Below are 20,922 nucleotides of genomic sequence, written 5' to 3'. Positions count from 1 at the left end.
AAACCCCCGGGCGGTTAGGCCTGGGGGTTTTGGGTATAGGTGCTTGACGATGACCTACTCTCACATGGGGAAACCCCACACTACCATCGGCGATGCATCGTTTCACTTCTGAGTTCGGAAAGGGATCAGGTGGTTCCAACGCTCTATGGTCGTCAAGCAATTCGGGTGGGGAACCGGTGTCTAGTCGTTTCCCCGAATGGGTATGTGATCGGTATTTTGCGGTTCAACCAAGCTTTCGGCCGGTCTTTACCAAACAACAGATTGTTTGGGTGTTATATGGTCAAGCCTCACGGGCAATTAGTATCGGTTAGCTCAACGCCTCACAGCGCTTACACACCCGACCTATCAACGTTGTAGTCTTCAACGGCCCTTCAGGAAGCTCAAGGCTCCAGTGAGATCTCATCTTGAGGCAAGTTTCCCGCTTAGATGCTTTCAGCGGTTATCTTTTCCGAACATAGCTACCCGGCAATGCCACTGGCGTGACAACCGGAACACCAGAGGTTCGTCCACTCCGGTCCTCTCGTACTAGGAGCAGCCCCTCTCAAATCTCAAACGTCCACGGCAGATAGGGACCGAACTGTCTCACGACGTTCTAAACCCAGCTCGCGTACCACTTTAAATGGCGAACAGCCATACCCTTGGGACCGGCTTCAGCCCCAGGATGTGATGAGCCGACATCGAGGTGCCAAACACCGCCGTCGATATGAACTCTTGGGCGGTATCAGCCTGTTATCCCCGGAGTACCTTTTATCCGTTGAGCGATGGCCCTTCCATACAGAACCACCGGATCACTAAGACCTACTTTCGTACCTGCTCGACGTGTCTGTCTCGCAGTCAAGCGCGCTTTTGCCTTTATACTCTGCGACCGATTTCCGACCGGTCTGAGCGCACCTTCGTACTCCTCCGTTACTCTTTAGGAGGAGACCGCCCCAGTCAAACTGCCCACCATACACTGTCCTCGATCCGGATAACGGACCAGAGTTAGAACCTCAAGCATGCCAGGGTGGTATTTCAAGGATGGCTCCATGGGAACTGGCGTCCCCACTTCAAAGCCTCCCACCTATCCTACACAAGCAGGCTCAAAGTCCAGTGCAAAGCTACAGTAAAGGTTCACGGGGTCTTTCCGTCTAGCCGCGGATACACTGCATCTTCACAGCGATTTCAATTTCACTGAGTCTCGGGTGGAGACAGCGCCGCCATCGTTACGCCATTCGTGCAGGTCGGAACTTACCCGACAAGGAATTTCGCTACCTTAGGACCGTTATAGTTACGGCCGCCGTTTACCGGGGCTTCGATCAAGAGCTTCGCTTGCGCTAACCCCATCAATTAACCTTCCGGCACCGGGCAGGCGTCACACCCTATACGTCCACTTTCGTGTTTGCAGAGTGCTGTGTTTTTAATAAACAGTCGCAGCGGCCTGGTATCTTCGACCGGCATGAGCTTACGGAGCAAGTCCTTCACCCTCACCGGCGCACCTTCTCCCGAAGTTACGGTGCCATTTTGCCTAGTTCCTTCACCCGAGTTCTCTCAAGCGCCTTGGTATTCTCTACCCGACCACCTGTGTCGGTTTGGGGTACGATTTCTAATTACCTGAAGCTTAGAGGCTTTTCCTGGAAGCATGGCATCAACCACTTCCTCTTCATAAGAAGAGTCGTCATCAGCTCTCGGCCTTAACTGTCCGGATTTACCTAAACAGTCAGCCTACCGCCTTAAACTTGGACAACCAACGCCAAGCTGGCCTAGCCTTCTCCGTCCCCCCATCGCAGTAATTAGAAGTACAGGAATATTAACCTGTTTCCCATCGACTACGCCTTTCAGCCTCGCCTTAGGGGTCGACTCACCCTGCGTCGATTAACGTTGCGCAGGAACCCTTGGTCTTTCGGCGTGCGAGTTTTTCACTCGCATTGTCGTTACTCATGTCAGCATTCGCACTTCTGATACCTCCAGCAAGCTTCTCAACTCACCTTCACAGGCTTACAGAACGCTCCTCTACCGCTCATCTTGCGATGAACCCGTAGCTTCGGTGTGTAGTTTGAGCCCCGTTACATCTTCCGCGCAGGCCGACTCGACTAGTGAGCTATTACGCTTTCTTTAAAGGGTGGCTGCTTCTAAGCCAACCTCCTAGCTGTCTAAGCCTTCCCACATCGTTTACCACTTAACTACAACTTTGGGACCTTAGCTGACGGTCTGGGTTGTTTCCCTTTTCACGACGGACGTTAGCACCCGCCGTGTGTCTCCCATGCTTGCACTTCTGGGTATTCGGAGTTTGCATCGGTTTGGTAAGTCGGGATGACCCCCTAGCCGAAACAGTGCTCTACCCCCCAGAGTGATACATGAGGCGCTACCTAAATAGCTTTCGAGGAGAACCAGCTATCTCCGAGCTTGATTAGCCTTTCACTCCGATCCACAAGTCATCCCCTGCCTTTTCAACGGAAGTGGGTTCGGTCCTCCAGTCAGTGTTACCTAACCTTCAACCTGCTCATGGATAGATCGCCCGGTTTCGGGTCTATACCCAGCGACTAAAACGCCCTATTAAGACTCGCTTTCGCTACGCCTTCCCTATACGGTTAAGCTTGCCACTGAATATAAGTCGCTGACCCATTATACAAAAGGTACGCAGTCACCCAACAAAGTGGGCTCCCACTGCTTGTACGCATACGGTTTCAGGTTCTATTTCACTCCCCTCTCCGGGGTTCTTTTCGCCTTTCCCTCACGGTACTGGTTCACTATCGGTCAGTCAGTAGTATTTAGCCTTGGAGGATGGTCCCCCCATATTCAGACAACGTTTCACGTGCGCCGTCCTACTCGATTTCACTCAAAAGATCCTTTCACCTACGGGGCTATCACCCACTATGGCCGCACTTTCCAGAGCGTTCGGTTAAAATCAATTGAGCTTAAGGGCTAGTCCCCGTTCGCTCGCCACTACTTAGGGAATCTCGGTTGATTTCTTTTCCTCAGGGTACTTAGATGTTTCAGTTCCCCTGGTTCGCCTCTCACACCTATGGATTCAGTGTGAGATACCTGACTTATGTCAGGTGGGTTCCCCCATTCAGAGATCTCCGGATCACAGTCTATTTGCCGACTCCCCGAAGCTTATCGCAGGCTATCACGTCTTTCATCGCCTCTGACTGCCAAGGCATCCACCGTATGCGCTTATTCACTTGACCATATAACCCCAAAGAATCTGAAGTTATGTTTGGTTTGGAACACGACATTCGCCGAAAACTTGCGCTTGAACTCGCAAATTTACCTTGACCACATAGTCTGCAGTGAAACAGCCTATGTGTTCGTACTTCTATCACATACCCAAATTTTTAAAGAACAGTCTGAAAACAAAGTTCAGAAGTCAATGCTCCGACCCAACCCTTAAGGGGGGGGTAAGCACTCAGTTCTGAGCTTTAACGCGGTGTTAGATGGTGGAGCCAAGGAGGATCGAACTCCTGACCTCCTGCGTGCAAAGCAGGCGCTCTCCCAGCTGAGCTATGGCCCCATCGATTGGTGGGTCTGGGCAGATTCGAACTGCCGACCTCACCCTTATCAGGGGTGCGCTCTAACCAACTGAGCTACAGACCCAATCGTCTAACGCTTGAGTCTTGACTCATCTCGCGTCTTTATTTCAGTGAATCAAGCAATTCGTGTGGGAGCTTATGCCAAAGCTGGGATCTATCGATTAAGGAGGTGATCCAGCCGCAGGTTCCCCTACGGCTACCTTGTTACGACTTCACCCCAGTCATGAATCACACCGTGGTAACCGTCCTCCCGAAGGTTAGACTAGCTACTTCTGGTGCAACCCACTCCCATGGTGTGACGGGCGGTGTGTACAAGGCCCGGGAACGTATTCACCGTGACGTTCTGATTCACGATTACTAGCGATTCCGACTTCACGCAGTCGAGTTGCAGACTGCGATCCGGACTACGATCGGTTTTATGGGATTAGCTCCACCTCGCGGTTTGGCAACCCTTTGTACCGACCATTGTAGCACGTGTGTAGCCCAGGCCGTAAGGGCCATGATGACTTGACGTCATCCCCACCTTCCTCCGGTTTGTCACCGGCAGTCTCCTTAGAGTGCCCACCATAATGTGCTGGTAACTAAGGACAAGGGTTGCGCTCGTTACGGGACTTAACCCAACATCTCACGACACGAGCTGACGACAGCCATGCAGCACCTGTGTCAGAGTTCCCGAAGGCACCAATCCATCTCTGGAAAGTTCTCTGCATGTCAAGGCCTGGTAAGGTTCTTCGCGTTGCTTCGAATTAAACCACATGCTCCACCGCTTGTGCGGGCCCCCGTCAATTCATTTGAGTTTTAACCTTGCGGCCGTACTCCCCAGGCGGTCAACTTATTGCGTTAGCTGCGCCACTAAAGTCTCAAGGACCCCAACGGCTAGTTGACATCGTTTACGGCGTGGACTACCAGGGTATCTAATCCTGTTTGCTCCCCACGCTTTCGCACCTCAGTGTCAGTATCAGTCCAGGTGGTCGCCTTCGCCACTGGTGTTCCTTCCTATATCTACGCATTTCACCGCTACACAGGAAATTCCACCACCCTCTACCGTACTCTAGCCAGGCAGTTTTGGATGCAGTTCCCAGGTTGAGCCCGGGGATTTCACATTCAACTTACCAAGCCACCTACGCGCGCTTTACGCCCAGTAATTCCGATTAACGCTTGCACCCTCTGTATTACCGCGGCTGCTGGCACAGAGTTAGCCGGTGCTTATTCTGCTGGTAACGTCAAAGCTGCAACGTATTAGGTTACAACCCTTCCTCCCAGCTTAAAGTGCTTTACGACCCGAGGGCCTTCTTCACACACGCGGCATGGCTGGATCAGGCTTTCGCCCATTGTCCAATATTCCCCACTGCTGCCTCCCGTAGGAGTCTGGACCGTGTCTCAGTTCCAGTGTGACTGATCATCCTCTCAGACCAGTTACGGATCGTCGCCTTGGTGAGCCGTTACCCCACCAACTAGCTAATCCGACCTAGGCTCATCTGATAGCGTGAGGTCCGAAGATCCCCCACTTTCTCCCGTAGGACGTATGCGGTATTAGCGTTCCTTTCGAAACGTTGTCCCCCACTACCAGGCAGATTCCTAGGCATTACTCACCCGTCCGCCGCTGAATCAGAGAGCAAGCTCTCCTCATCCGCTCGACTTGCATGTGTTAGGCCTGCCGCCAGCGTTCAATCTGAGCCATGATCAAACTCTTCAGTTCAAACATATTTGGGTTTTGAGAAAACCCTAAACTTGGCTCAGCAATCGCAAATAAACTCTCGAATTCACGAGTGTTACTTGTCTTGCTGATAATCTTGTCGATCCATCAGTCTTACAGCACAAGCACCCACACGAATTGCTTGATTCAACTTGTTAAAGAGCGGTTGGTTAAGACCTTGTCTCAACCGAGGCGCGCATTCTACGCTAACCTCTTGTCCTGTCAAGCATTTTGTTCAACCGGTCTAACCCGCTGAACTGCTTGCCGGACCTGCCGGATCAGGAAACCTGTTCTGGCAGCGGGAGGCGTATTCTACACAAGCCCAGAGGCTTGTCAACTACCGCTTCCCTCTTTCCACTTCTGCCAGACCGGAGGCCTGACCTTAACTAAACAGCTAAGCCATTGATCTACAAGGCTTTTTGCCGTTCCGTTGCAGCGGAAATGGGCGCATTATAGGCCCCTCCGCTCACAGGTCAAGCTTTATTTGAAATATATCTGTAATCAACCTTTATCGATCTTGATAGAGATCGACAGGTGCCAGAAAGTAGCCCTGCTCACTTTGAACGACGCGGTATTGCTTTATCTCTCCGGGTGCAAGCAACAATGACTGACTCTTTATAGAAGCCATTGGAGTAGAGCAATAGCCAGTACCCAGCGAACGCAGCGTAACAGTGGTTTCGCCTGGCGGCAGGTTAAAGGAAACGCTTTCGCCAGCCATCAAGCGGGCGGCCAGTTCGTTCTTAAGGTAAATGCCAACATCACAGGCAGATGTAGTGGCTGTATCCCCTCGCGTAATCATCAAGACTGAAGGAGAGCCGCCTGCAGCGCCCGGGCTAGTAATGGTCTGGGCACAGATAAAGCTAGCGTGAAACGCCAGAATGCCTGCTAACAGCTTTAGGGGATGCCGCATGTTGGTTTCTCCTGCTCACCTATGGTGATGATTTTCTGCTCTGCTCAAGCGTGGAACAGAGCCTTTCCTTTATATCGACAGAGCGCCCGAATTCTTATTACACAGTGCTCATTTTTTTGCACGACGAAAAGCCTACCTGTCGGCCTTACCTACCGCTTACCTGATTGATTCAAAAAGCCCTTTCGCTTGGCTTAGACCTCTGTAGAATGCCGCCGCCCAAACCTTGGCTCTGTTCTTGCTAAACGGGGAAAAGCCTGACCGAGCGGACAGGTTTGGAGCGTTTATTACTAAAAACGACTTTTCTCTAGGAGCAGACAATGAGCCGCGCCCTTTCTTCCGTTGTATTAGCCAGCGGCCTGTTGTTAACAGGAAATGCTATGGCTGATGGCATGTTACATTGGCAGGACAATAGCCTTACCTACCTATACGGGCAAAATTACAAGGTTGATCCTGATACCCAGCAAACAATCACCTTTGAACATGCCAGTGACTGGTCATGGGGCGATATCTGGTTTTTTGTTGATAACAGCTGGTACAACGGTGTCGGGCGCTCCAACGCCAATGGCCATCACAGTTACTATGGCGAATTCAGCCCTCGCTTCTCGCTGGGTAAGCTGACGGGTACCAAATTAGAGCTTGGCCCGATCACTGATGTGCTGCTGGCCACTACCTATGAGTTTGGTGAAGGTGATGTCGATAGCTACCTGATCGGCCCTGGTTTCGATCTGAAGGTGCCCGGCTTCAATTTCTTTACTCTGAACTTCTACTATCGCAAGCCTGAAGGTAGCCGGGTTCGCTCAGGCGCCTGGCAGGTTACGCCCGCATGGTCCATTACTTTGCCGGCGGGGACTTCAGATATCCTGTTTGACGGCTACATCGACTGGGTCGTTAATAATAGAAACGATAACAAAACTCCTAGTCGCAGCTATCACGCCAATTTCCATTTCAACCCACAGATCAAATATGACCTTGGCAAGGCGATGGGCTACGAAGCCAAGCATATGTATGTAGGGGTGGAGTACGATTACTGGTCTGACAAATACGGCATCAAAGACAGCCAAGCTTTTCGCACGGACCAGAATACTTTTAGCGTAATAGCCAAATATCATTTCTAAGAGCTTAGGCGCAGCGCCTATTTGATGCGCTGCGCCTGCTTATGCTACTCATTTTATCAAGCGCCGTTCTCAAAACGCGGCACTCCTGAGGCCCTAACTGGCTTCATGAATACCATTGCCCAGCGGGTCGGCTTGCCCAAGGCAAACGTACATTACTGTTTCAATAACACGTTAGGCTTCATATGGCTCTGCCGGCCAATATCCTTGAGCTCTGGCAGTACATTTAACACGCTTGCGTTTGAAGAGCATCCTGCCGAAGCATTGGCTCGCTACATTCAAGCCAAAACGACGCTTTCTCGGCGGTATCTTTTAGCCTCGTGTATTTTTGCCGTGGAAATTGTTGGTGACGGTACTTGCCTGTATGAATATTTCGATCAGGACTACCGGTACTGGTTTAGGCAGCGGGCAGCTGTCTTTGAAGCATGGATCAAACACGGCAAAATGGATCCCGTTGACCCTGTACATCTTATTTTCGTGTTACGGGGCAGCACTTAGCACTATGCTGACTTTTCCAGCCGACTCTGCCATGTGACAGGACGCAACCAATTGACTGACCAGGATTTCGAGGCAGCGCCCCATACGTTGACTCATATCATATTCAAGGGCTGTAGCCTTCAGCTGCCGGCTCGCATATGAGCGAAACACTATTAGTTGAAGCGGTCTTTCAGGAAGAGATCCGCAAGAGTCGCTTTCAGGCTTTTGCTGCGCCTATTTCAAGTGCTGCCGATGCGCAGACTTTTATTGACCGGGTCAGCGACCCTGGCGCTACTCACAATTGTTGGGCCTGGAAGCTTGGCCAACAATATCGCTTCAACGACGACGGCGAGCCTGGCGGGACTGCCGGCCGCCCCATCCTAACGGCCATCGAAGGGCAGAACTGTGACCGTGTGGTTGTAGTAGTAACACGCTGGTTCGGTGGCATAAAGCTGGGAACAGGTGGATTGGTGCGTGCATATGGAGGCTGTGCTGCCAAATGCCTTCAACAAGCTGAGCGTGTGGAGTTGGTATCTCGAGTTCTGGTGGTCTGCCACTGCACTTATTCTGAGCTTCCCCTGCTCGAATCCAGACTACATGAGTTTGATGCTCTTCTAGACGACAAAGCATTCGGTGCCTCGGGTGTCGATATTCGCCTGGCTTTGCCGGAAGAGCGTCTTTCTCCTCTAGAGCGCTTTCTGGCAGATGTTAGCCGGGGCCGCATAGCGTTGCACCGCATCCAGGAATAAGACTACCCAAGCGAAGCGTATAGCTTCGCTCTTCACCGCTTCGAACGGCACAAGAATTGCTGCCTTATGGTGCGTAGGAGAGAGACCCTGCTCTGCAAGTGTGCAATTGAGGCTTGCGGGCTCGTCTTCTCTGCCATTTAACATCTGCACCTAACATCAAAGCATGTAAACCACGTCAGGCAAAATGCGCCATTTCAGTGCGCCGACCTTGAATACTGACTGCTTTTGGTGCCGTTATTCATTCTTGTGTAACTGCCAATCATGAACGAACTGCAAAGCGCCGTAAGCATACTAATCCACGGATCCAACACATTATTCATTCTGGTAGGCGCTGTCATGGTTCTGGCCATGCATGCTGGTTTTGCCTTTTTGGAAGTAGGCACGGTTCGCCAGAAAAACCAGGTAAATGCGCTATCAAAAATACTGGCTGACTTCGCCATTTCTACCCTAGCTTATTTTTTTATCGGGTATTGGATTGCCTATGGCGTCAACTTCTTTGGCCCGGCTGAAGCGCTAATGGCCGATAACGGCTACGCCTTGGTGAAGTTTTTCTTTCTGCTGACATTTGCAGCCGCTATTCCGGCGATTATTTCTGGCGGTATTGCTGAGCGGGCACGGTTTGCACCACAGCTCTGCGCAACGGCTCTAATCGTGGCTTTTATCTATCCGTTTTTTGAGGGAATCGTCTGGAATAACAACCACGGCGTACAAGCGTGGCTTGAAGCCTCTTTTGGCGCGAAGTTTCATGACTTTGCCGGATCGGTTGTGGTGCACGCCGTTGGGGGTTGGCTTGCATTGGGAGCCGTCCTGTTACTCGGCCGCCGTAACGGTCGTTATCGCGATGGGCGGCTGGTGGCGTTCCCTCCCTCCAATATTCCTTTCCTCGCACTTGGCTCATGGATTCTGATTATTGGCTGGTTTGGCTTTAATGTCATGAGCGCTCAGACACTGGACGGCGTGAGCGGTCTGGTTGCCGTAAATTCGTTGATGGCCATGGTAGGCGGTGTCGTGGCGTCGCTTATTTTTGGCCGAAACGATCCGGGCTTTCTACATAACGGCCCACTGGCTGGACTGGTCGCGGTTTGTGCCGGTTCGGATTTAATGCATCCTATTGGTGCATTGGCAACAGGCCTGGTTGCTGGGGGGCTCTTCGTATGGGCATTCACTGCCACCCAAGTGAAATGGAAAATCGATGACGTTCTGGGTGTCTGGCCTTTGCACGGCTTATGCGGCGTCTGGGGTGGTATCGCATGTGGCATCTTCGGGCAACCCATGCTGGAAGGTCGTGGAGGCGTAAGCCTTGTCAGCCAGCTGATTGGCACATGTATGGGCGTAGCGATTGCACTGGCAGGCGGACTAATCGTTTATGGCGTCATCAAGAAAGTGCTTGGTCTGCGTCTGACGCAAGAGGAGGAGTATTACGGAGCGGACTTATCCATCCACAGGATTTCTGCTACCAATCCAGAATAAGTGCTTGATTTCAAAGCGTGTATAGGATTAGCAGGCGCGTTGAGAGGCTCGACTTGCTCACACTTAACGTGGATGGGGCTGTGGATAAGCCAAGGATACATGTGCCAAACGCATATGTTGCGCGGCCCAGAGAAAATTGATCACTTTTTGATCACTTCATGACGGATTGCTCTTTTATCTTGCTCCCCTATAGATTTTCAGCCCTACCCTAGTGCTAATGGCCTACAGGCCTTCCCTTGCCTAGCCGTTTATTAGGAGTCTAGTAATCCCAATTGTTACTAAGAATATGGAAGGTCGAAAATAAGGTGCACTGAATTTTCAAGTTGCCACTTTCTGAACGATGCATGGAGCGGGCAAGCATTACCAAGCCCGCCCTCAGGATCAAAGACCTATGATTGTCAGCATAATAAAGGTCAGGAACAGTACAAAGTGAGTCATGCCTTCAATTGCATTGGTCTCACCGTCATTGAGATTGATGGCAGCAATGATGAGGGTGACACCCATCATGACCGTCTGCACTGGGGTCATAGCCATTTGCATAGGCTGCCCGGTATAAAGTGCAATGGCCTCAACAACCGGCACCGTTAGAATAACGGTGGAAAGCGATGCTCCCAACGCGATGTTGATAACAGACTGCATGCGGTTGGCCATAGCTGCACGCAAAGCAGTAAGAATCTCTGGACTGGCTGAGATAACAGCAACCACCAAGGCAGACACCATAGGCGGAACCGGCAGCCCTTCAAGACCAGCGTCTAGTGATTTTGACATGACTTCGGCCAATGCGCCTGTCACTACCACGCCTACAATCAGCAGACCAACCGATAACCCTGTATTCGCTGGCGTTTCGTGCTCCACGACAGTTGAGTCACCAGCAGGCTTCTTTTTCTTCTTTTCTGGATAGTTGTAGCTGAAGAAATAACTATGGGGACCAGTCTGCATCCGCAGAAACAGGGCATACATCAAGACCATTACGATAATGGTAAAGCCGGAGTAGACATGCCAGCGCTCAACCGGAATAAATTCCGGCACCAGCATGGAGATACTCACTGCGGTCAGGATCATTACCCCATAACTACGGCTGGAATCATCATTGTAGCGCTGCTCGCCATGCTTGAGCCCTCCAAGAAGAGCGGCCAAGCCGATCAGTCCATTGATATCGAGAATAACAGCTGCGTAGATCGTGTCTCGCGCCAGGGTCGGCGAGTGATCGTGCCCCATCATAATGGCTAGGATGATCACTTCTACCAGCACCGCCGAAAGCGTCAGGATCATCGTACCGTAGGGATCACCCACTTTTTCAGCAAGCACCTCTGCATGGTGAGCAACACGCATGGCAGCGCAGATGATGGCTGCGATCAGAGCCACCGCCCCGACCAAGGCAATCGTCTGTCCGCTTCCTACCAATTGATGCTCGAAGACATAGGCCAGCACGCCGGCCGCAATGGCGATCAGCAGGAATGCTTCGCCCTTCAATGTTGAAACCATGTAAGTCGTATCCTTTGAAAGACTCGCCTCATGCGGCGAAAGGCCAGCCAATTGACGGCATAGGGTTACGACATGTTTCAGCGCGTGATTTCGCCATCGGTCCGCAAAAAATCATTGCCCTCCGCTAAAATGCCCTCGTGCCATAGGGACTCTTTCAGAAATCGACTGGCAACCTGTAGGCGAGATCGAGCTGCTAGTTGAGGATTTCTATCTGAACGCTTTTCCTGCTCGCCTCTTTCCACAATAAACAACACAGAGGTAGGCCGGGAGGCTGCCAGACTGCAAGGCGTTGGCCTGACACTCTGCACGGGCATTAATAGCGCTTTGCCTGCTTCAATGCCCCGCTCAGGCAGTAAAGACCTGCACAGCGCCGGTGGGCATGACATAATTTCGGGCAAATCGCTGTTAATGAGTAATCCCACCATGTACGACTGGCTCAATGCCCTCCCCAAAGCCGAACTTCATCTTCATCTGGAGGGCACGCTCGAGCCCGAGCTCATGTTCAAGCTGGCTGAGCGCCATGGCATCCAGCTGCCTTTCGAGAATGTCGAGGCGCTGCGCAAAGCCTACTCCTTCAACAACCTTCAGGAATTTCTGGATCTGTATTACCAGGGCGCGAATGTTCTGCGCACTGAAGAAGACTTTTACGACCTGACGTGGGCCTATCTGCTCAAGTGCAAGGAACAAAACGTCATTCATACCGAGCCGTTCTTCGACCCGCAAACGCATACAGACCGTGGTATTCCGTTCGAAGTAGTCCTGCGCGGTATCCAGCAGGCGCTCAAGGATGGCGAGCAGAAGCTGGGTGTAACCAGCGGCTTGATCCTGAGCTTCCTACGTCACCTGTCTGAAGACGAAGCCCAGAAGACATTGGATCAGGCGCTTCCCTTCCGTGACGCCTTTATTGCGGTTGGCCTGGACAGCTCCGAGATGGGTCATCCGCCAAGCAAGTTCAAACGTGTTTTCGACCGAGCGCGCAGCGAAGGCTTTGTTGCTGTGGCACATGCTGGTGAGGAAGGCCCGCCCGAGTACATCTGGGAAGCTCTGGATCTGCTGAATGTGGTCCGTATCGACCATGGCGTTCGTGCAGCCGAAGATGAGCGCCTGCTGCACCGCCTGATCGACCAGCAGATTCCGCTGACGGTCTGCCCGCTGTCCAACACCAAGCTGTGCGTGTTTGATGACATGAGCCAGCACAACATTCTCAAGCTGCTTGAGCGTGGCCTGAAAGTAACCGTGAACTCTGACGATCCAGCCTATTTTGGCGGCTACGTGACCGAAAACTTCATGGCACTGTACGAAAGCTTGGGCATGACTCAGGATCAGGCCAAGCGCCTGGCCCAGAACAGCCTGGACGCCCGACTGGTCTGACAGGTACTACCGGTCGCTCTCGTGCGGCCGGTTTTCATTGTGCTTTCCGTAATCGCTATCGAGAACTTCAATGCCTTTGAATGCCGCTGAAACGACCCAGTATCAACAGTTCGCCGAGCGCCTGGCCGATGCCGCCGCCGTGGCTATCAAGCCGTATTTCCGCTCGCAGCTTCAGGTGGATGACAAAGGCGGTCGCCTATTCGACCCCGTCACGCTGGCCGACAAGGCCGCCGAGCGCGTCATGCGTGAGTTGATCCTGAGCGAATTTCCGGAACACGGCATTCTGGGTGAAGAAGAAGATGCTGTTGCCGGAAGCAGTTCGCTGACCTGGGTGCTGGACCCTATCGATGGCACGCGCGCCTTCATTACCGGGCTACCGCTCTGGGGTACCTTGATCGCCTTGAACGATGGCTCTCGCCCCGTCATCGGCGTAATGAATCAGCCGTTCACAGGGGAGCGCTTTGTCGGAACACCAGAAGGCGCCTGGCTCAATGGTGCCCCGCTAAAGACCCGCGCTTGCGCCAGCCTCTCCAAAGCCCGCGTGATGTGTACAAGCCCGCAGATCCTTGATACACCAGAGCGTCTGGCAGCCTTTGAACGCATTGCCGAACAGGCTCAGCTGGTCCGCTTCGGTGGTGACTGTTACGCCTATTGCATGCTGGCGTCGGGCTTTGTGGATGTCATTATCGAGGCGAGCCTGCAACCCTATGATGTCCAGGCGCTGATTCCGATCATCGAAGGCGCTGGCGGTATGATGACCAGCTGGAACGGTGGCGACGCGCAGAATGGCGGTGCAATCATCGCCTGTGGTGACAAGACGCTGCATGCCGAACTCATTCAGCAGCTTGCTCCCTACGCCTAATTTCTATCTATCGGCCTTGCCAGGGCGCTTTTTCCAGAAGCTTCTGGCAATGCAGCCGGATCAGATCCCTCAATTGCGTCACGGCGCTCGATAATTGGGCACGGTGTGGACAGAGCAGGTTAAGCGGCGTTACTTCGCCATGCCACTCCGGTAACGCTAGTTCCAGTAGCCCCGCTTCGATATCACTCGCGACATCCAGCCACGACTTATAGACCAGTCCCTGTCCGGCCACGGCCCAGCGTCGAATGACATCGGCATCATCACTTATGCGGTCTCCCTGAACGGTAATCGTTACCTGTCGCTTGCCATCATCGAATACCCATCGATCATGAGCCCTGGAGCCACGCATATAGCAGAGGCAATTATGCTGACGCAGTTCATCCGGCTGCTGAGGATGGCCTCGTCGTTGAAAGTATGCAGGCGACGCACACAATACACGTCGATTGAGCGGAGCGAGGGGCAAGGCCACCAGGGAAGAATCTTCAGGTGCACCATACCGGATGGCAATGTCCACAGACTCACGAAACAGATCGTTCAGGTGATCGGACAGGAGCAGTCGAAAGCTTACCTCAGGATGCAGCGCCTGAAATTCGTCCAGCCATTCTAGTAGATGATTGCGACCCAGATCCGAAGGTGCCGACAGATGCAGCACACCCCTGATCCCAGCCTTGCCGCTTTCCAGCAGGCGCTGCCCTTCTTCAAGGCTCTGTAAGGCTTGTCGGGCGTGCTCCAGATACATCTGCCCTTCAGAGGTTAGCCGAAGGCTTCGGGTCGAGCGCGCCAGAAGCCTGGTATCAAGCGCATCCTCTAGACGCTTCAGCGCCGCGCTCGCTACCGCTGCCGATAGACCTAATTCTCGCGCAGCGGCGGAAAGACTGGCGCATTCCACAGTCCTAACAAACAGTTGCAAGTCAGCCAGACGGATCATTTTCAAGATTTTATTGAAAGAGCCTTGCTTTATAACGGCTTTTATCATCCAACGAAAGAGAACACCATTACTGCATTTCACAGGAGAAATACGATGACTACTCCCCTGACACTGGTTGCTACCCTGGTTGCCAAAGAGGGTTCCGAAGCTGAACTGGAACAAGCCCTACGTGGCCTGCAGCCGCAGAGCCGCGCAGAAGATGCCTGCATCCAATATGACTTCCATCGTGATGCCGAGCAGCCACGCACGTTTCACATGATCGAACAATGGCGTGACGAAGCGTCCCTGGCCCAGCACGAGGCAACACCACACTTCCAGGCCGCATTACCGGTTATCGAGCGTACCGCTGAGAAATTCAGTGTGACCAAGATGTACCGTATTTCCTGAGGAAAACAGCATGAAAGTCGTTGCACATTACAAGTGCCTGCCTGTCGACAACCCGGATAGTCTGCAGGACATCGAACTTCCCGAGCCAACCCCAGGCCCGCGTGATCTGCTGGTTGAAGTCAAAGCTGTCTCGGTGAACCCGGTAGACACCAAGGTTCGCCAGGGTTACGTACCCCATGCCGATGAATCGCAACCGCGTATTCTGGGCTGGGACGCGACTGGCATCGTCAAATCGGTAGGCCGCGATGTTACCCTGTTCAAGCCGGGCGATAAGGTTTGGTATGCCGGATCACTGGTACGTCCGGGCAGCAATAGCGAGTTTCAGCTGGTTGACGAGCGCATCGTAGGCCGCATGCCTGAATCGCTGGCGTTTGCTCAGGCGGCTGCATTGCCGTTGACATCCATTACCGCATGGGAACTGCTGTTTGACCGCCTGGGTGTCACACGTGACAAGGCCGATCGTGGCGAAACCCTGCTGATCGTAGGCGCTGCAGGCGGCGTGGGCTCGATCATGACGCAACTGGCTCGCCAGTTGACCGGGCTAACGGTCATCGGTACGGCTTCTCGTCCTGAAACGCAGGCCTGGGTAACCGAACTCGGCGCGCATCATGTGATCGATCACAGCAAACCGCTCAGCGAAGAGCTCAAACGCATCGGCATTCCGCAGGTTACCTATGTCGCGAGCCTGACCCAGACCGATCGTCATTATGAGCAGATCATCGAGTCTCTGATGCCTCAGGGCAAACTTGGCCTGATCGATGATCCCGAGTCGCTGGACGCCGTACCGCTCAAGCGCAAGAGCCTGTCGCTGCACTGGGAACTGATGTATACCCGCTCGCTGTACGAGACGTCGGACATGCAGGAGCAGCATAACCTGCTCAACGAGGTGGCTCAGCTGATCGATAGCGGTGTACTGCGCACTACGTTCGGTGAGCATTACGGAAAGATCAACGCCGAGAACCTGCGTCGCGCCCATGCTCTGCTGGAAAGCGGCAAGGCCAAGGGCAAGATCGTATTGGAAGGCTTCTGATCGCCAGCAGCTCGGTAGTGAAAAGCTGCCGGGCTGCTTTCAGAGAGCTATCAAGCGTCAGGCCAATGGCATGGCAGTGAACCTCGTCACACGCTACCCTGTCCACTGTGGATATCAGCTTTCGCTTCGTGCGAACGATGGGGACACGGATGCGGACATTTCATCCATTTCGCTTGGCTGGTCTGTATGCCCTGATCGGGATTGCGTGGGTAGGGATCACTGACTACCTTCTGGATCATGCGTCATTCAACGCCAGTACGCTTAGCGCCCTGCAAACGACCAAAGGCATTCTGTTTGTCTGTGGCATTGCCGTCCTGCTCTACTTCTATGTTCGTCGAGAACACCACGCGCGCCAACAGCTGATTGATGAGTTACAGCGGCACGTAGAGCAACTGCAACAAACATTAAATACCACTGCTCAGGCTGCCGATGATCCCTCCCCGCCCCAGCCTGTTGCTCAGACGCACGCTGAAACACATCATTATCAGGACATAATCGATCATCTCCCGATTGTGGCCTTTCTGGTCGATATAGACGGATATTGGCGCTTTCTCAGCTCTGCCTGGGAGCGGATGACCAACAAACCCATCGCTCAGACGATAGGCGTTTCGGTTTTCCAGTGTTTCCATAGCCAGGAAAGCCAGCCCATCCGCCAGATGCTCAACGAGTTTCGTGACGGTACGCGACAAGACTGCTCTGCCACGCTGCGCCTGTGTCAGGCAGATGGCTCGCATCGCTGGGTCTCGTTCAGGATTCATAAGGTCATCGATAATGGTCTTCAGGGAACTCTCACTGATATCCATCATCAGTTCCAGGCCGACGCCTTACAGCGCGCCCGCAATGCCGTGCTCGACGAGCTCCTGCTGGCGCATTCCAAACGCAGCATCCTCACGGGTATTGCTAAGCGTCTGGAGGATATATTCCCTGAAATGCGCGTTATCATTCAGCTAGCGGATTATTCTCAAAACAAACTCCGCGTCAGCGCAGCACCAAGCCTGCCGGATGCGTATATCAATGCAATGGAAGACTCGCCTATTGCTCCAGACTCAGGCACTTGTGGCGCAGCGGTCTATCGTAACGGACTGGTCATCAGCCAGGACATCGAGCACGATCCGAACTGGGAAAGTTTGCGCGAGGCTGCCCGACAGGCCGATATCCGCTCCGGCTGGTCCTTGCCGATTCGTGATGAGACCGAAAGTGCTGTTGGGGTATTTGGCATCTATTACCACACGCTCACGTCACCCGAGCAGGCCACCATTGCGCTGGTCAACGAATTTACCCGCCTGGCCGCACTGGCCATCCGGCAACAGCGTCATACTCAAGAGCGGGACGAGATTGAACACCGCTTCCGCGCCACGTTCGAACATGCGGCCATCGGAATCGCTCTGGTAGGGCTTGATTACAAGTGGATGCGTGCCAATCGATACCTGTGCCAGATGGTGGGATATTCGCACGATGAATTAAGGAACCTGACGGTTCATGATGTTACCTATTCCGAGGATTTGCCTTCCGGTACCGAGCGGATTCGCGAACTGCTCGCCGGAACAATGGATAGCTATGAGCTTGAAAAACGCTATGTGCGTCGGGATGGCCAAGTCATCTGGGTCGATCTGAACGTTACCCTGATTCGAGGCACGCAGGGCGAGCCTCACTACTTCATTGCGGTCATCGAGGATATAACGCTGCGCAAGATTCAGGAGGAGTCGCTGCGTCAGGCGGCGGCTCTTTTCGAAAACAGCCGTGACAGTATTGTGGTGCTTGATCAGCGACGCCGTATCCTCATGGCTAACCCAACCTTTCAAGCCTTGTGCGCTCGCTCCATCATGGAGTTGCAGGGTCAGAAACTGCCGCTGCCGCTCAGTGGCCGCCAGGATCATCACTTCTATCGCACCCTATGGCGCACGTTACTGAAGGAAGGCCACTGGGAAGGCGAGGTCTTATGGCGCCGCCCCAACGGCATGAACTTCCCCGGCTGGCTCAACATCAGCCAAATTAGCCAGCGGGACCAGCGTCAGTTCGTCATGGTGCTGAGCGATACCAGCCAACTTAAGGAAAGCGAAGCACGGCTGGCCCATTTGGCCCATTTCGATCCACTAACTGATCTGCCCAACCGCCTGCTCGCCCGGACCCGACTGGATCATGCCTTGAAACGGCTGCAGGGAGAGGGTCAACTGGCCGTGCTGCTGCTTGATCTCGACCATTTTCGTACTGTTAACGAAAGTTATGGCCATCCCGCAGGGGATGATTTGATCAACGCAGTAGCCAATACCCTCAGATCCGGCCTGAGACCCGAGGATACGCTGGCCCGCATTGGAGGAGATGAGTTTCTGGTCATCCTTGAGCAATTCGAACGGCTCGATGAAGTGGCGACGCTGGCGCAAACGCTGCGCCAGCTGTTAGAAGCCCCGCTACGTCTGGAAGATGGCGAGGAGGTCTTTCTTAGCTTGAGCCTGGGTATCAGTATCTACCCCAGCGATGGTAGCACTGCCGACGAGCTGATTCGCAATGCAGACGCGGCCATGCACTTGGCTAAGAACCAGGGCCGCGACACCTATCGCTTCTATACACAGGCGTTGACAGAGCAGGCTCGTCGGCGGTTAAGCTTGGAATCGCGCCTGCGCGTAGCGTTGCAACGCTGCGATTTTGTCTTGTATTACCAACCCCTGATTGATGTCGCAACGGGCCAACCCATTGGCGCAGAGGCGTTGGTGCGCTGGCGTGACCCGGAATTTGGAATGATCTCCCCAGCCGATTTTATTCCTCTGGCCGAGGAAACCGGGCTGATCGTCCCTCTGGGCTTCTGGATTCTAGAGCAAGCCTGCCACCAAATTCGAGAGTGGCTCGACAAGGGTATTGAACTCGACATCATCGCGGTCAATTTGTCTCCAAGGCAGTTTGCCCAAGCCGATCTGGCTGAGCGCATTACCAGAGCCCTGAATAGACAACATCTGCCTGCCAATAAGCTGGAGCTGGAAATCACAGAGGGAACGCTGATGGAAAATGTCGAGATGGCATTGACCAGCCTTGCGGCTCTAAAAGCGCTTGGGGTGCGCATTGCAGTCGATGACTTTGGCACTGGCTACTCGTCGCTTGCCTACCTGCGCCGTTTCCCACTGGATAAACTCAAGATCGACCAGAGCTTCATGCGCGATATCCGTACCGATAATGGCGAACATGGCAATCAGGCCATTGCGTCCGCCATTATTGCCTTGGGGCACAGCCTGCACCTGGACGTTCTGGCAGAAGGTGTTGAAACCGACGAACAGCTTGAAGTGATCCGTAAACTCGGCTGTCAGCAATGCCAGGGGTATCTGTTCAGCCCTCCGCTTCCACCGGAAGCGTTCGAGAAATGGTATTACGATTACCACCGGTCACTAACTTGACCCACGTCACGCTTCTGTAACCTAAGTAATGTCTACACTAAGCGCCCACCGACAACCGAGGGAAGGGGGAATACGCAATGAAAATTGAAGTCCGCCCGTTGACGCGCTCGCCTCAAAGTAGTTGGCAAGTTCGTCTGGATGATCAAGCCATCACCTTTAGAACCGAGGACGAAGCGCGTACATACGTCGACAAGCTCAATGCTCGATTGAAAGCCCCTCATAAGCTGCCGGAAAGCCTTCCGGCCTGATCGGATCAGTGGGGTGCTGGCCTTGTACGTGTTGTCAGCCAGGCCAGCACTGCTGCTGCCACGCCACAGATTGCAATGATTGCCGCCATTGGCCGTGCCGTACCGTCATGCAGCATTCCTACCGCCGCGGACGATAAGGCCGCGATGGAAAACTGCAGGCATCCCAACAGTGCAGACGCACTGCCTGCGTTGCTCCCCTGACCAGCCATTGCGCATGCCGAAGCGTTGGGAATGATGCCGCCTAACGAGGCGATGCAGCAGAACAGCGGCACACAGATCCACCACAACATGGCGGGCTGAAAGGCCGCGATGGCGAGCAGCACAAGGCTTGCCGCACCGTAAAACCGCGTGACTCTTGTCAGCAGCCAGGATGGGCCGTGCCGGCTCAAAAGGCGCGCATTAATCTGACTAAATAAGATGAATCCTGCCGCATTGCTACCAAACACCCAGCCGAAATGCTCTGCCGGTACACCGTACAGGTTGATGAACACAAACGGAGAGCCTGCGATATACGCAAACATACCTGCCATGGAGATGCCGCCGATAAGCGCAAACCCCATGAAGTTCCTGTCACTCAACATTTGCCAGTATTGCCGCAGCGCGTTGCGCAACAATGGACGCGGTGCCTCGGGCGGCAGGGTTTCTGGTAGCCAGCGCGCAACCGCGCTGCCACATAGAAGGGCAAAGACCACCAAACTGATAAAAATGGCTTGCCATCCAACATGATTGAGGAGGAAGCCTCCGCCAATCGGCGCGAGGATCGGCGCAACCCCGGTCACCAGAACGATCTGGGAAAACGCCTTGGCAGCATGAATCGGATCGCACAAGTCACGCACTACGGCACGCGAAATCACCATGCCTGCGCAACCGCCTAATGCCTGAACGAAACGCGCTGCAATCAGCCATTCCAGCGTAGGCGCCATGGCACAAGCCAATGAGGCAAGGGTGAACAGAACGATACCCGTGAGTAGCGGTATACGCCGGCCGAACCGGTCTGCCAGCGGTCCGTAGAACAGTTGTCCAATGGACAAGCCTGCGAAATACGCCGAAAGGCTCAACTGGACGTGTTCCACATCCGTTGAAAAGGCTTTTGCCAGTGACGGGAAAGACGGCAGGTACATATCGATGGCAAACGGCGCAAACGCGCTGAGCGCACCCAGCATTAACAAAATGCGAAATGTCATTGAGGAAATCCGGAGAGGGCCAGCGGCCCAAAAGCGATGAACTGCCATGCTGTTACATACAACAATGTTTGTAAATACACGGCCAACCGTTAAACTATCGTTTTAATCCTTGATTTTCATA

General features: G+C 53.6%; 13 protein-coding genes, 2 tRNA genes, 3 rRNA genes and 1 pseudogene. 10 read left to right on the top strand and 9 right to left on the bottom strand.

Going from position 1 to position 20,922, the window contains the following annotated elements; translation table 11 throughout:
* Positions 1 to 41: 41 nt before the first annotated feature.
* From rrf to JQR86_RS04240, 6 genes are all read right to left on the bottom strand, one after another.
* Positions 42 to 157 (bottom strand): 5S ribosomal RNA (gene rrf / locus JQR86_RS04265).
* Positions 158 to 276: 119 nt separating this feature from the next.
* Positions 277 to 3,167 (bottom strand): 23S ribosomal RNA (locus tag JQR86_RS04260).
* 247 nt (positions 3,168 to 3,414) lie between these two features.
* Positions 3,415 to 3,490: transfer RNA gene (locus JQR86_RS04255), tRNA-Ala, on the bottom strand.
* Between the two features lie 6 nt (positions 3,491 to 3,496).
* Positions 3,497 to 3,573, bottom strand: a tRNA-Ile gene (locus JQR86_RS04250).
* A gap of 98 nt (positions 3,574 to 3,671) precedes the next feature.
* Positions 3,672 to 5,208: ribosomal RNA gene (locus tag JQR86_RS04245) — 16S ribosomal RNA — on the bottom strand.
* The 16S, 23S and 5S rRNA genes sit together here with 2 tRNA genes alongside, the layout of an rRNA operon.
* Positions 5,209 to 5,713: 505 nt before the next feature.
* Positions 5,714 to 6,115 (bottom strand): hypothetical protein, encoded by a 402-nt coding sequence (locus JQR86_RS04240; RefSeq protein ID WP_434154390.1) that lies wholly within the window; start codon positions 6,113 to 6,115, stop codon positions 5,714 to 5,716.
* A 317-nt stretch (positions 6,116 to 6,432) separates the two neighbouring features.
* On the opposite strand from JQR86_RS04240, the gene JQR86_RS04235 reads away from it, so the two are divergent.
* The 4 genes and pseudogenes from JQR86_RS04235 (at position 6,433) to JQR86_RS04220 (ending at position 9,923) form a co-directional block, all read left to right on the top strand.
* Entirely contained in the window at positions 6,433 to 7,230 is a 798-nt protein-coding gene (locus JQR86_RS04235; RefSeq protein ID WP_122041821.1) for an outer membrane protein OmpK, read from the top strand.
* A gap of 105 nt (positions 7,231 to 7,335) precedes the next feature.
* Positions 7,336 to 7,866, top strand: a pseudogene (locus JQR86_RS04230) (TetR family transcriptional regulator C-terminal domain-containing protein); the annotation flags it as partial.
* Positions 7,863 to 8,453 carry an IMPACT family protein gene (locus JQR86_RS04225; protein ID WP_407362220.1) on the top strand — a complete coding sequence of 197 codons (591 nt, stop codon included), beginning with the start codon at positions 7,863 to 7,865 and terminating at the stop codon, positions 8,451 to 8,453. The pseudogene JQR86_RS04230 and the gene JQR86_RS04225, both read left to right, overlap by 4 nt.
* A gap of 261 nt (positions 8,454 to 8,714) precedes the next feature.
* On the top strand, positions 8,715 to 9,923 hold the full coding sequence (locus JQR86_RS04220; RefSeq protein ID WP_010795503.1) for an ammonium transporter: 1,209 nt from the start codon (positions 8,715 to 8,717) through the stop codon (positions 9,921 to 9,923).
* A gap of 381 nt (positions 9,924 to 10,304) precedes the next feature.
* Here JQR86_RS04220 and JQR86_RS04215 read toward each other — a convergent pair whose 3' ends face one another.
* Complete coding sequence (locus JQR86_RS04215) at positions 10,305 to 11,408, bottom strand: calcium:proton antiporter (protein WP_407362221.1); 1,104 nt, start codon at positions 11,406 to 11,408, stop codon at positions 10,305 to 10,307.
* A gap of 423 nt (positions 11,409 to 11,831) precedes the next feature.
* On the opposite strand from JQR86_RS04215, the gene JQR86_RS04210 reads away from it, so the two are divergent.
* A complete protein-coding gene (locus JQR86_RS04210; RefSeq protein WP_074822673.1) occupies positions 11,832 to 12,779 on the top strand; it encodes an adenosine deaminase in 948 nt (315 codons plus the stop codon).
* 70 nt (positions 12,780 to 12,849) lie between these two features.
* Positions 12,850 to 13,641, top strand: coding sequence for a histidinol-phosphatase (gene hisN / locus JQR86_RS04205; protein ID WP_434154389.1), 792 nt, complete (start codon positions 12,850 to 12,852; stop codon positions 13,639 to 13,641).
* A gap of 7 nt (positions 13,642 to 13,648) precedes the next feature.
* Here hisN and JQR86_RS04200 read toward each other — a convergent pair whose 3' ends face one another.
* Positions 13,649 to 14,569, bottom strand: coding sequence for a LysR family transcriptional regulator (locus tag JQR86_RS04200; RefSeq protein ID WP_312270487.1), 921 nt, complete (start codon positions 14,567 to 14,569; stop codon positions 13,649 to 13,651).
* A 93-nt stretch (positions 14,570 to 14,662) separates the two neighbouring features.
* Between JQR86_RS04200 and JQR86_RS04195 the strand changes: the two genes are divergently transcribed.
* The 4 genes from JQR86_RS04195 to JQR86_RS04180 all read left to right on the top strand — a co-directional run bounded on the left by JQR86_RS04195 (position 14,663) and on the right by JQR86_RS04180 (position 19,617).
* Complete coding sequence (locus JQR86_RS04195) at positions 14,663 to 14,956, top strand: putative quinol monooxygenase (RefSeq protein WP_010795508.1); 294 nt, start codon at positions 14,663 to 14,665, stop codon at positions 14,954 to 14,956.
* Positions 14,957 to 14,966: 10 nt separating this feature from the next.
* Positions 14,967 to 15,986 carry a zinc-binding alcohol dehydrogenase family protein gene (locus JQR86_RS04190; RefSeq protein ID WP_197872748.1) on the top strand — a complete coding sequence of 340 codons (1,020 nt, stop codon included), beginning with the start codon at positions 14,967 to 14,969 and terminating at the stop codon, positions 15,984 to 15,986.
* Between the two features lie 149 nt (positions 15,987 to 16,135).
* Positions 16,136 to 19,369: an EAL domain-containing protein gene (locus tag JQR86_RS04185; RefSeq protein ID WP_434154388.1), complete on the top strand. Its 3,234-nt coding sequence runs from the start codon at positions 16,136 to 16,138 to the stop codon at positions 19,367 to 19,369.
* A gap of 77 nt (positions 19,370 to 19,446) precedes the next feature.
* Entirely contained in the window at positions 19,447 to 19,617 is a 171-nt protein-coding gene (locus JQR86_RS04180; protein ID WP_010795511.1) for a hypothetical protein, read from the top strand.
* A gap of 5 nt (positions 19,618 to 19,622) precedes the next feature.
* Here JQR86_RS04180 and JQR86_RS04175 read toward each other — a convergent pair whose 3' ends face one another.
* Positions 19,623 to 20,801: a Bcr/CflA family multidrug efflux MFS transporter gene (locus JQR86_RS04175; protein ID WP_010795512.1), complete on the bottom strand. Its 1,179-nt coding sequence runs from the start codon at positions 20,799 to 20,801 to the stop codon at positions 19,623 to 19,625.
* Between the last annotated feature and the right edge of the window lie 121 nt (positions 20,802 to 20,922).

The sequence above is a fragment of the Pseudomonas sp. JZ134 genome (assembly GCF_051027695.1).
Classification (GTDB): Bacteria; Pseudomonadota; Gammaproteobacteria; order Pseudomonadales; family Pseudomonadaceae; genus Chryseomonas; species Chryseomonas luteola.
The sequence above is the reverse complement of the archived record's forward strand: the minus strand, read 5'-3'. Positions and strand labels throughout refer to the sequence as shown.